At 38.8% G+C, this 12638-nt stretch carries 7 protein-coding genes and 1 pseudogene; 4 read left to right on the forward strand and 4 right to left on the reverse strand.

Going from position 1 to position 12638, the window contains the following annotated elements:
* Positions 1–54 precede the first annotated feature (54 nt).
* The 3 genes from DHD80_RS17565 to DHD80_RS17575 are packed head-to-tail and all read right to left on the reverse strand — an operon-like array spanning position 55 to position 5620.
* Positions 55–3210 carry an efflux RND transporter permease subunit gene (locus tag DHD80_RS17565; RefSeq protein WP_251742770.1) on the reverse strand — a complete coding sequence of 1052 codons (3156 nt, stop codon included), beginning with the start codon at positions 3208–3210 and terminating at the stop codon, positions 55–57.
* Between the two features lie 9 nt (positions 3211–3219).
* Positions 3220–4275 carry an efflux RND transporter periplasmic adaptor subunit gene (locus DHD80_RS17570; RefSeq protein WP_251742771.1) on the reverse strand — a complete coding sequence of 352 codons (1056 nt, stop codon included), beginning with the start codon at positions 4273–4275 and terminating at the stop codon, positions 3220–3222.
* A gap of 4 nt (positions 4276–4279) precedes the next feature.
* A complete protein-coding gene (locus tag DHD80_RS17575) occupies positions 4280–5620 on the reverse strand; it encodes a TolC family protein (protein WP_251742772.1) in 1341 nt (446 codons plus the stop codon).
* A gap of 2255 nt (positions 5621–7875) precedes the next feature.
* Here DHD80_RS17575 and DHD80_RS17580 point away from each other — a divergent pair.
* The 4 genes from DHD80_RS17580 (at position 7876) to DHD80_RS17595 (ending at position 11724) form a co-directional block, all read left to right on the forward strand.
* Positions 7876–8406 (forward strand): BfmA/BtgA family mobilization protein, encoded by a 531-nt coding sequence (locus tag DHD80_RS17580; protein ID WP_251742773.1) that lies wholly within the window; start codon positions 7876–7878, stop codon positions 8404–8406.
* Entirely contained in the window at positions 8407–9432 is a 1026-nt protein-coding gene (mobB, locus tag DHD80_RS17585; RefSeq protein ID WP_251742774.1) for a MobB family relaxase, read from the forward strand.
* 10 nt (positions 9433–9442) lie between these two features.
* Positions 9443–11047: a TraM recognition domain-containing protein gene (locus tag DHD80_RS17590; RefSeq protein ID WP_251742775.1), complete on the forward strand. Its 1605-nt coding sequence runs from the start codon at positions 9443–9445 to the stop codon at positions 11045–11047.
* Between the two features lie 311 nt (positions 11048–11358).
* Complete coding sequence (locus DHD80_RS17595) at positions 11359–11724, forward strand: hypothetical protein (RefSeq protein WP_251742776.1); 366 nt, start codon at positions 11359–11361, stop codon at positions 11722–11724.
* 484 nt (positions 11725–12208) lie between these two features.
* On the opposite strand, the pseudogene DHD80_RS17600 reads toward DHD80_RS17595, so the two are convergent.
* A pseudogene (locus DHD80_RS17600) lies at positions 12209–12508 on the reverse strand (outer membrane beta-barrel protein); the annotation flags it as partial.
* Positions 12509–12638: the final 130 nt, after the last annotated feature.

Genomic DNA, 12638 nt, shown 5'->3' on the forward strand with positions numbered 1-12638 from the left:
ATTAAATGTAAGAAAAAACGAAAATAAGGTTTTGCATGATGTAGTTCCTATTTTTTAAAATTCCAGTTCATGTGCAGGGTCTATATGTTTGTAATCGGCCGTCATCAATTTATCGTAGTCCTTCTCTTCCTTTTTGAAATATTTCTCTTCCAGGCGTACTACTAAGAAATATACCACCGGCACTATGACAAGCGTAAGAAATAGGGAAGAAAGCAATCCGCCTATAATTACAATTGCCAAACCGTTATTCATCTCGGCAGCCGCTCCGGAAGCCAGGGCAATTGGTAACATTCCAAAGACCATCGCGATGGTGGTCATTAAAATTGGACGTAATCTCGCATGATTGGCCTGTACTAATGCCGTTCTGATATTTTCGCCACTATTCATTCTATGATTTGCAAAGTCCACAAGAAGAATGGCATTTTTAGCTACCAGTCCTATAAGCATGATGATCCCCAGGATGGTAAAAATGTTCAAACTCTGGTTTGTTAATCCCAGTGCCCATATAGCTCCAATAAATGATAGCGGTATGGAGAATAATACAATGAACGGCTTCACAAAATCATCGTAAAGAACTACCATAATCATATAGACGAGCATGATCGCAGCGATAAGAGCTACTCCCAGAGTTCCAAAACCCTCACTCTGATTTTCCATATCTCCTCCCCAGGCCCATTCGATTCCCTGCGGTTTATCTATATCTGCCAATTTTCCCTCCCATTCCTGGGCCGCGGCACCAGTGGTCACACCCACGGTTTGCGCTTTAACGGTTACCGAAGGCGAGCGGTCATAACGTTCCAGTAAGGATGGTCCGGATTCGTAGCTTATTTCAGCGAATTGAGAAAGGTTGATTCTTTCTCCACTATTGTTGATGAATTGAATATTCTTAACATCTTCAATATTATTTCGGGCCGCCTCATCAAAAATGATATTAATGTCGTATTCGTTATTTCCGGTACGGAATTTATTATCATCATTCCCGCTGAAAGCAGTTCTCAAGGTTTGCCCTACCGTGGCAACGTTTAAACCTACAGAAGTCATTTTGTCCCTGTCTACATTAACTGAAATTTCAGGGTTTCCTTCTTCCACACTTAGTTCTACCTCAGTTGCACCGTTCACAGTTTTCAACAATCTTTCGGCTTCTTTCGCGTAAGCTAAAGCATCCTCCAAAGTAGTCCCGGTTATCGTCATTTGCAGCGGAGCTTCCTGCGCCCCGATAAGCCCAACGGGCACCGTTTTAACTTTAGCTCTAACGAGCTCCTGCTCAAGCCTGCGCGCAAGTTTGGCAGCAAAAACTTCTGTTTTATCCTCTCTTTCAGATTTATCTACGAGTGTAACGCTAATTTCAGACATATAGCTCGTTGATCGCGAAGCACCCGTTCCACCACTAGTTTGGCCGACAGTAGTAATCAATCTTTCCACTTCAGGAAGCTGGCTTATGTAATTTTCTGCCTTTTGAGTAAGAAAGTTCGTTTCTTCAATAGATGCGTCTTTTTCAATCTCTAACTGCACCAAAAACTCACCCCTGTCTATACCCGGAAAAAAATCAGAGCCAATATAACCCATAGCAACCAGGGCAACAGAGCTGGCAAAAAGCGCAAAAACTATTAAAAAGGTCTTCAGGATATTATCAAGAGACCAATTCAGTATTTTGGTAACTTCATTAGTAAACCAGGTGATTCCCTGTTCAAATTTGTGAATGGCCTTACCAAAATAAGATTCCTTACTGATGAGTTCTAATTTTCCGAATCTTGAAAATAGCCATGGAACTACCGTAAAGGACACTAATAAAGAAAGCAAAGTGGCGATAATTACCGTGACACAAAACTGTGAAATAATATCAGAAACCAGTCCTGAACTTAAGGCAATTGGTAAAAACACCACGACGATCACAAAGGTAATTGCCGTAACGGTAAAACCTATTTCTTTCGCCCCGTCATAAGCGGCACGAACCTTATTTTTTCCCATTTCCATATGGCGGTGAATATTTTCTATCACCACGATCGCATCATCCACCAGAATACCTACCACCAGCGAAAGTGCCAGCAAACTCATTAGGTTGAGGCTATATCCAAAAAGATACATCCCTATAAACGTTCCAATAAGCGAAGTAGGGATCGCTACCATTACAATTAGTGCGTTACGATAACTGTGAAGAAAGAATAGCATCACGAAAGCTACCAGTCCAACAGCGATTAAAAGGTCTTTTATTACCGAATTCGCCGCAGCAAGCGTGAAAACTGAGGTGTCATTTGCAATTTGTATTTTCACTCCTTCTTCGGAATATTGCTGTTCAATATTTTTTATCTCTTCCTGAACGAGCTCACTAACACTCACTGCGTTTGCATCAGTTTGTTTTTGAACCTGAAGTAGAATTGTATTTTTCTGATCAATCCGTGCGATCTTTTCTACTTCTTTCTGGGTATCCTGAACTTCAGCAACGTCTGAGAGTTTAATATTCTGTCCGTCATTAGAAGCGATGGTTAAATTTCTTAATTCATCTACAGACTGTAGTTTTCCAGAAAGACGAATAAGCGTTGTATTTTCCCTTGTGGTAAGGTTTCCAGTGGGAAAATCGAGATTTGATGCCGTAATAATTTGCTGAACCTGTGGAACTGTTAGGCCATATCCCTGAAGTTTATCCGGCTTAATATTTACCCTTATTTCACGTTCCTGGCCTCCCACAAGACTTACCTGTGCAACCCCTGGAAGACGTGAGAAAGCAGGCTGAAGTTTCTGATCAATCAAATCATACAAATCGTTTTCAGAAAGATTTGCAGTTATTCCCATATTTACAATTGGTAAATCCGAAAGGGAGAATTGTGCCAGGGAAGGCTCGTTGATATCCTCGGGTAAATCAGACCGAATGGCATTAATTTGCCGCTGTGCTTCATTTAGGGAAAAATCCACATCGGCATCATTATTCAACTGAATCATAACCACTGAAAGGCTTTCGTAAGAACTCGTCTGAATTTTTTTTATACCTTCAAGAGAAGATATTGCATCTTCTACTTTCCGGGATACCGTATTCTCTACTTCCGCAGGAGATGCACCGGGGTAAACCGTGCTTACGGTAACTACCTTAACTTCAAATTTTGGTATCAGCTCATAATTAAGCTGGGTGTAGCTAAAAAGACCGCCTGCAACCAGTAATACGAGCATTACGATGACGATACTTGGCCTTTTTATAGATATTTCTGCTATTTTCATGCTTTCTTTTTATCTAATTATTTCTACAGCGGTACTATCTATAAGATTAATTTGTCCGCTGGTCACTACTATATCACCTTCATTAAGCCCTTCAGTTATCGCAACCTTATCCCCGTAATTTTCTCCGATTCTGACTTTTTTTAAATAAGCTTTTCCGTTTTTAACAATGAAAACCTGATTATCGCTAACACTTCCCACAAAAGCGTTGCGGGGAATGGTAAGAACACTATCTGAGCCACCTCTGTTGAATACAGCTGTAGCATACATCCCGGCTCTCAGGTTTTCTTTGGAATTATCTATGGTGATCTCTACCGGAAATTTAAGAGCTCCGTTAGACGCAGGAGCAATAAAAGCAATTTTTCCGCGCAGGGTATCTTTATTGACGCTGGGCACTACATCTACCGAATCCTGAACGTTTAACCGGCTAACGAGCGCTTCATCAACTTCTACTTTTAGCTGAAGTGAAGAAATATCTACCACTTCAATGATTGGAGTTCCGGCACCTACAACAGTTCCTACCTCAACCATTTTATCGTTTACAGTTCCGCCAATTTTAGCGCGTACATCGGTATCACCTGAATTAAGCTGAGAAGATCGGTATTGCGATCTGGCATTTTCAACCTGTAAGTGTGCCTGATCAAGCTGTACGGCAGTTACCCCTCCGGTTTCGTAGGCTGCTTCATATCTTTTTAGCGTGGAAACTGCATTATCCAGATTTGCTTTTGCATTGCTGAGGTTCACATTAATTTTGTCTCCTGCAATTTTTGCAACTACCTGGCCCGCTTTAACCTCATCTCCTTCTTTCACATAGATTGCTTCAACCTGGCCGCCTAATTCTGCGGAAATCTGCACTCGCGTATCAGGTTGAAAAGTACCATTTACGGTAAATGTTTTAGCGATACTCTCCTTTTGAGCGCTGGCGGTACTAACAGCTACTTGCGTATTCTCCTCTGCAACAATGCTTAATTCCCGTTCGTTTTCACTTTTATTATTCTGAAGAATCAGAAAAAATGCGACGGCAACACCAACTAAGGCGGCTATAGTTATGATTGTCTTTTTTTTCATCTTATTAAAGGTTGTTTTCGTTTAATGTTTTTAGTTTTCCCTGCGATTTGAGCAATTCTATCTCTGCCAGTTTATAATCAAGCCGGGCATTGGTAAGGTTATTTTTAGAATTGGAAAGCTCTCGCTCGGCATCCAAAAGATCGGTAAGACTGGCAAGCCCCAGGCTATAATTATTCTGGGTATCCTCCATAACTTCCTGAGCGAGCTCGACATTTTCCTCCTGATTTCTTATAGTAATCAAGCTGTTTTCCAGCTGGGAAATGGCATTTCGATAAGACAATTCCATAGCCAGTTGAGTTTCCTCAAAGTCTGCCCTGGCTTTGTCTATTTCTGCCTGATTTTGTCTTGCTCTGGCCCGAGTGGCACCACCGTTAAAAATGGGAATTTGAATATTGACCCCAACTGCGGCAAGATCTGACCAGAATACACCCTGATCTTCACCGTTCCAGACCGGTATCTTTTCTCCTTGTCCCAGCCAGCCATAATTGGCCACCAGGGATGCCGAAGGATAGTATTCTGCCTGTGTAGCCTTCTTTTGCCATTGTAACAATTCAATTTGTTTATTAAGCAACTGGAGTTCCGTACGTTCTCCTATTTCTAAATTTCTACTGGGAAGAATAGTAGGTTCAAAATTCTGTTCAGGTAATGATATATCCTGATTGATAGCCATTCCAATCATAAACTTCAATGCATTCTTTGTTAGCTGAATGGAATTAATCGCTTGTTGTTTATTGGATTGCAGGTTGTTTAGCGCAACACGGCTGCGGTCATAATCAATTTTTTTCGCCAAACCGTTATCATAAAGACCCTTCACGATTTCCACAGTCTCTGCGGTTAGTTCTAAATTACTATCAACATTTTCCAAGCTTTGCTGAGCCTGAAACACCTGAAAATAAGCCGTGGCTACCTTTTCTATAACCTCCTCTTCGGTAAGCTCGGCGTTTAGCTCATAAAATTCTTTGGTAGATTTCGCTGCTTTTAAGCCTGTAAAAACCGCATGGTTAAAAATCGTCTGGCTAAGCTGAACGTTTGCATTAGATGTCCATTCTTGGCCAAAGGCTACAGAAACGGTTTCTCCCGGCATTCCAAAAATATCACCTGGCAAAACGTTCTCCTGCAGCAATGGATTATAGGTAGTACTTGCGCTTCCGGATATATTCGGTAAAGCATTGGCTCTTACTTCCGCTATTTGCGCATCGGCATTCTCCAAATCAAGACGGGCTTTTTCGACTGCCGCCTTATACTGCAACGCATGATTGATAGCATCCTGAAGATTTAACTCCACCGACTCCTGCGCAAAGCCCAGGCTACTAATCAGCATCAAACATATTGAGAGTCTTTTCATTTAATCAAGTTTTTGTTGAATTAAAAATTCACGGCAAATATATTTTAAGAAACTGAAAAACCAAAGTAGTTTCCTAGTTTATTTAGATTTTTTTTGAAAAACCAATAAAATGAGTGCAGAGTTAAAACAGTTTATTTTTTCGTATTGTATACGATCTAAAAGAGCACGACAGTTTTTGCTTATTGGTATAATAAGAATTTATAAAACAGCTGCTATAGCGATCGGGGGGGCGTGAGAGACAGGAAAATATTGATGGTATAATCGATGTAGGCAGGCATCAAGAACTTGGCGGAAAGAGTGGCCAAGACACTAATCCGAGACATTTATTACTAGTAGAGTATGCAGCTTGCTACAATACATATTATTAAAGCGATGAAGCAGCAAGTGTGATCTAAAACTACAGTTAGTGTCTCAATTATAAATACCAAAAATGGAATAAGTTTTTCTGTAAAAATTGATGCTAAAATTTAGTGTGTTGATAGGCAAATTGCCCAAAGGCTCATGAAAAAGCTTATTATACCTATCCTTATTCAAAAGCAATTCGCGGCAAAATCAAGTAGGAAATTTATTTGATATAATCTTGAATATTTAGTGATTGAATGCGAAGGATAAAAGGACAGATTTTAATGATAAATAATTATCGCAGCTAGGTTGTTCTTGTTCGAAGTACTACTAGTAAATAGTACCTAATTCCGAAATATGAAGAGCTGGAAGCTGAATACAAAAAATTAGATGGGGTTTCATTGATTTTTGGATCTCCGTTAAACAATCTAGCAATCAGAAGTAGGCATCTCTCAAATTGCCTTATTAAATTTAAGTACCACTACAATTTTATTTAAAGTAAATTTCTATGGTGGTCACATACGCTCTGTATTAAATTTTCAAAAGATCAATTTGAGATTAATTGGAAAAAAATTAATTGGAATGTAAGTAAATTCATGAATGAAGTCAATGGTCGACAGGTAAAATACTTCGCATCTGGCATAACTTCAAATAAAACTGAAAACCACATTAATGAAGTGGTTTCTAATCAATGAAATTGGAGGGTATATCTCGTTTCATTTTAACTATATCTTTATATGATGGAAAAGGAAACTTACTCAAGTGGATTGAGGAACAAAATTTAGTTATTCGAGGAAGATCTAAAAGTGATGAGAGATTTTGTGAAACCTACCACAAAAGGTTTTCACTTGAAGGAGGAGACCCAGATCATACCGGACGGAATTGCTCAACATATGCAAGGAATAGGTTTGGATTTAGAGAATTACAAGCAACTGAAGGAGAGTTTAAATTTAATTAAATCAGTTTATAAAAAAATAAATTTTACCATTTTTAATACAATAATTGTATCAAGATGATGCAGTCCTAAAATTCGATTACCATTTCATTTAGTAATCCGTACGGGTGATTTATTTGATCTTCTTTCATAATTCACATATTGCTCATCTCTTTTTTAATCTGCAAAAGAACAACATCCGTGCTTGACCGCGGCATAAAGCCGATTTGGCTTTGCCTTCACTATTTATACGCTTTATCAATCCCGGATGTTGTAGAACCAAGGCAACAAAAAAGGTAATGCGAGGGCTCTATGGGAAGTAAATCTGTAATAGATAAGACTATTCGATACTTGAACAAAAAGTTTTAAGGTGTTCAAAAGACAAAAAAGGAAAACGCTCAGGATATAATAAGTAAATCATTTTTTATCAAGAATGCCATTTTTAAATGTGAACATGATCTTTGTTCAAATTAAAATCCTGTTCAATTTTTTAAACCTCCATTCTTAAATCTGACGTCCGGTATTTTTTCAAATTCCTTGTATGGTACCATTTGATAGTAAATAACCCTATTTGATACCGGATTGCCTATGCAATTCATAATATTCATATTCTTTTAAATACTACCTTAAAGAGGGGTCGTACCTATTTGAAATATAGGTATGAATTTTCCCGATTTGACTTTCGCCAAGCTTTAAACTCAATAGAAATAAACGAGAGATTTTTTTAATCTCTCTATAAACGCAGTTGTTAAAATACCAATGCGTATGAAAATTTTGTCCCGCCTGCGGGACGAAATCGAATAGCAAGAGGATAACACGTTTCACGGTGTTATTCGATTTCGGCGAGTGTTAAAAGGTTGCTTTCTAAGGATTCTGTTGAAGGGCAGCATGGTAAACTAGCCACCTCTGTGGATACCACCCTTTGAAAGAGCTTATAAACTAAAGATCGCTGTAGCCAGCAAATTATAAAATAGTAACCATGAGTACAACATCAAGGCTTCAGGTAAAGTCCACCGCGGCAAACCGGTTTCGGGAGTTTTCTAAAAAGAACAGCTCGCATCCTTCCGAAACATTAGCCCTCATGCTGGACTTTTTTGAGACAAACAATCTCTCGCCTTTCGAAACATTGGTTCCTTCTAAAGTCAGCCTGGAACAGCTGATCAAAAAAAGGATCGATGCGGTGATCGCTATCCTTAAGAATATTGAGAAAACTCAGACCAAACCAGGTTTTCTTCTGCTCCAACTTCTGATGGAAGAACGAGGTATAAATAAACCTCAGTTTTTGGAAAAGAAAAAAATAACGAAAGACTCCTCTGGGAAAACTCCAGAGCAAATGACATTGGAAATATCCCGGCTGAATGATGAGGTACTGGCCGCCCGAAAAGATCTGGAGTATTTGCTGAGTCATGTAGAAGTGAAGGAAAGCACCTTTGGAGCTGATTACCTGAAACTCAATATCCCCAGAACCGAATTTGAACAGTTTAAAATAATCCTAAAAAGAAAGACTTAAATGTATATCACCATATCCCCACAGAAATTAGGTGGTGCATATTCCCAAAGTGCAGGGGATTTTGTGAGCTACCTGGAAAAGGAAAATGAAGGAAAAGATCTGATGGATAAGGAATATTTCTTTAATCAGTATGAAGACCAGATAAAGCCATACCAGGTGATCAAAGAAATAGATGGGAATACAGCCAAGCTAAAGCTGAAAGAACCAAAATATTATTCCCTTACCATCAGTCCCAGCCAGTATGAACTTAAACATATTCAGAATAACCCTGAGAAACTCAAAGCTTTTGTTCGGGAAGCCATGAAAGAATATGCCGGCTCCTTTAACCGGGAAATTAACGGCAGACCGGTAAACATAGACGATATTAAATACTTCGCCAAGATTGAACAGGAAAGAACCTATAAAGGATATGATCTGGCCGTGCGGGAAAACAAACCCTTCAGTAACCAGATTGCCCACTTAAAAAACGAAATCCGGAAAGTGGAACGTGGGGAAGTCTCCGGAAACATCCGGCAATTGGAAGCGGAGATCCAAAAACTGGTTCGCGAGGCTCCCTACAAAATTCAGGGAAAGCTAATAGAACCGGGAATGAAAAAGGAAGGCCTTCAAACTCACATTCATATCATTGTCAGTCGGAAAGATGCCTCGAATACCTACAGTCTGTCTCCGGGAAGCAAGTACAAAGCCTCGGAAGTGGAGATGCATGGTAAAATAGTCAAGCGGGGATTTGAGCGGGATGGCTTCTTTCAAAAATCGGAACAGGCTTTTGATAAAATGTTCCAGTATAACCGGAATTATGTGGAAAGCTACGCCGCACGAAAAACCCTCAGCAAAGACCCTAAACAGTATTTTCTATCCTTAAAAAGCCTGGGTATCAATGAGAAAAAGATCGCTTTCCAACTAATCCGTCAGACAGGGATGCAATTACCTGTATTACATCTGCCTCAAAGTAAAGTGGGGTTTGCCGTAAAACAACTCAAAAAAATCATCGAAACCGGGATCAAATCCAGTTCCATCGGTTATTAATAAAAATAGTATGCTATCAGATATCCCGTTAATCCTGTTTTTCCACCTGGCCGTTAGTGGAATGTTTTGGTTCTCCATTCGAAATTCCTCCTGGGGCTTCCACATCAACTGGGGATTTATATTCCTGTTATTTGTACTGAGTTTTCCTTCCCGTTTTGATTTTGATTTATTTGGGATGCTCTCCTTGCGGGTTTTTATTCCGCTAATAACCATCAACTTCCTGCTACAGGAATGGCTTCTGAAATCTCATGGAGATCAATTAAGTTATAAGTACCGTTTTAGCATGCCTTTATCTAACGGCTATATCAAGTTAAAAGATATCCGGCGTGGGGTATCCATTATCGGTAGTGCCGGAAGCGGAAAGACCGAAAGTGTGGTCGGACAATTTCTGCGACATTTTAGCAAACACTCTTTCTGTGGAATCATCCATGACTATAAAAACTTTGAACTCTCCAAAATCGCTTATCCCTTATTTAAAGAAAGTAAAATCCCTTTCTATCTTATTTCCTTTGATACGATTTATCATAAAGTAAATCCCATTGCTCCAAGGTATATGCAGGATGAAGAGAGCGTAAATGAGATTTCCAGGGTACTGCTGGAGAACCTTTTGGAAAAGAAAGAAAATGAGTATTCCGGGAGCTCCAAGTTTTTTAATGATGCCGCAGAGGGAATCATCGGAGGATTGATCTGGAAACTAAAAACCGATCATCCGAAATATTGCACCCTGCCCCATATGATCGCAATATTTCAGCAGTTATCCACCTATGAATTGGTCAACTTTTTAAGCTCTAATGTGACATCTATGGTTATGGCCAATGCTTTTATCAATGGAGTAGATTCGGAACGGCAAACGGCAGCAGTAAAAAGTACACTCTCGAATGCTTTTAAGAAAATAAGTACCCAGCGGATTTTTATGGTGCTATCTGAAGACGAAATTCCATTAGACGTGAACCATCCCGATAACCCGGGAGTGATTTCTGTGGTGAACAACCCGAAGTTCGAAACAGCTTATTCACCCATTATTGCCACCATTATTCATAGTATTACCAAACAGATGAGCGTCCATGACCGGATGGGATCATTTATTCTAATGGAGGAAGCTTCGACCATTCGCCTGCTTAATATGCACCGTATCCCGGCCACGCTTCGCAGTTATAACATCTCCACGGTATATGTCATTCAGGATAAAATCCAGAATGATATTCTTTACGGCAGGGAAGCCGGTAAGGCAATTCTTAGTAACCTTTCTTACCAGTTCTTCGGAAAAGTGAATGATCCGGAAACTGCCAAATATTACGAAAGTTTTTTTGAAATAGTCAAGCGTCAAAGCATCAGTGTAAGTAAAAGTGATAATCTGGATTTTGATACCCGTACCACTAAAAGTGAACGGGAAGTATCCAAAATAAGGGCTGACTTATTCTTTCGCCTGAAGCCTGGAGAATTCGTCACCTTCGCTGATGGGAAAGACCGGAAGGTGAAATTTGGAACTGCAAAATGGGCTAAGGAGCTTCCCATTCCAAAACATGATTTTACAGCGGAAGAGCTAGAAAGGAATTTTGAGAAAATTTACCGGGAGGCAAAGGCTATTTATAAATCTGAAAGCAGTAGAAAATGAACGAGGTCAATTATATACTTCACCTGAATGCAGTGCTGCGAAAGTTTGCGAATGATAGCCGAATCAATGCTTCCCATCGCAGTTTATATCTTGCTTTCTTTGAGCTTTGGAACCAAAAACATTTTCCGAAAACAATCATGGTTAATAGAATACAAGTGATGGATCTGGCTAAAATACGTTCCAGGACGACCTATCATAAATTGCTAAAGGATCTTAGATTGTCGGGATATCTTCAATACTACCCCTCAACCAGTCCCAAAAATGGTTCACTTGTGTACATGTTCAGATTTGATACACTATCTGATCAAAAAATGGGCAATACTTGTTCAACTACTGAACAGGTACCTGACCAAAAAATGGTCTCTTTTAATAAACGTAATAATAAACCTATTATAAACTCTTTTAAACCAACATGTCCAGAAAATGAACAAATAGTTATTGCTTATTTCAAATCTGAAAAAAGAGGTTCTCTGGAAGCTAGAAAATTCTATAATTTTTACGAGTCCATAGGTTGGAAACTAAATGGAAAGCATCCAATCACGAATTGGAAGGCTTGTGCGCGAAACTGGATGATAAAAGCTGATGAAATAAAAAATGCTCAAAATTTTGCTTCAGAATCTCATTTAAAAATAAATCCAGGTGGTATAAAAAATATAAATTACGAAGAACCTTTATAAGAAGATTTTCGATATTTTTTGTAGTAAAATGATTCATTTAATTGTTAATAACTTTTCAAATTCATAAAAATTTGAAATTAGGGACTAAATTCGGTGCTGTATTTTTTGGAAATAGTTTGTAAAGGCCTGAAAACGCTGGTAATCAAGAAATTTGGATAGTTCCTCTTTCTCCGCTAAGAATTTACTAAATTCTACTAAAAGCCCGTAAACACTATGTTTTTCGGGCTTTTTTAATTTTCCTTCATATCAAATAAAAGCATCTAAAATCAGTTAAAAAGTGAGGCATTCGGTGCGTGGTTTTATCCATGAAAATTACGCACCGAATGAGCTGTAAGGTGTTTCCCTGAGCGTAGTCGAGGGTTAAAAAAGCATCTCGACTGTGCTCGATGTGACATTTTAAACCCAAATTATGTATTTACGGACAAGCAGTAAAGGCATTTTGAAAAATTCCCGAAATAATAAATTTCAATATATTAGAAAATTTCTAAAACTCTTTTTCCCCAAATTCACTTTTAATAAACCTGGATTTGTTTTTATTTTTATTGAAAGTATAGGATAGGTTAAGAATGACCATATCTACTTCGTATACATAATTGGTAGTGGTATAAAATTCTCCCGGGCGGTAGGTGGTTATTCGTTGTTCATTCGTATTAAGTAATCCCATATCAATATTTTGCCACTGTAGGGTCAAAGCAAGGCGATCTGCTAAAAAAGTTTTACGTAAAGTAAGGTTGGGCGAATAAAACCGGGAGTCTTCTCCCTGGGCCGTATTTCTTTCAGATAAATAATTTTGAGTTAGTCATTTAAGTTCTGTAACTTAGTATCAACAAAACGGCTATTATGGAAGATTTTAAAGGGCAGAGTATACTAAACTTTATAAAAGAACTGCCAAATGATGATGCTTGCAAGGCATA

Source organism: Gramella sp. AN32, from assembly GCF_023718305.1.
Taxonomy (GTDB): Bacteria; Bacteroidota; Bacteroidia; order Flavobacteriales; family Flavobacteriaceae; genus Christiangramia; species Christiangramia antarctica.

Bases quoted from the DNA above. Each gene is read 5' to 3' on its own strand.
- DHD80_RS17565 (WP_251742770.1), bottom strand. From the start codon at position 3,210: ATGAAAATAGCAGAAATATCTATAAAAAGGCCAAGTATCGTCATCGTA.
- DHD80_RS17590 (WP_251742775.1), top strand. From the start codon at position 9,443: ATGCTATCAGATATCCCGTTAATCCTGTTTTTCCACCTGGCCGTTAGT.
- mobB (WP_251742774.1), top strand. From the start codon at position 8,407: ATGTATATCACCATATCCCCACAGAAATTAGGTGGTGCATATTCCCAA.
- DHD80_RS17570 (WP_251742771.1), bottom strand. From the start codon at position 4,275: ATGAAAAAAAAGACAATCATAACTATAGCCGCCTTAGTTGGTGTTGCC.
- DHD80_RS17580 (WP_251742773.1), top strand. From the start codon at position 7,876: ATGAGTACAACATCAAGGCTTCAGGTAAAGTCCACCGCGGCAAACCGG.
- DHD80_RS17595 (WP_251742776.1), top strand. From the start codon at position 11,359: ATGGGCAATACTTGTTCAACTACTGAACAGGTACCTGACCAAAAAATG.
- DHD80_RS17575 (WP_251742772.1), bottom strand. From the start codon at position 5,620: ATGAAAAGACTCTCAATATGTTTGATGCTGATTAGTAGCCTGGGCTTT.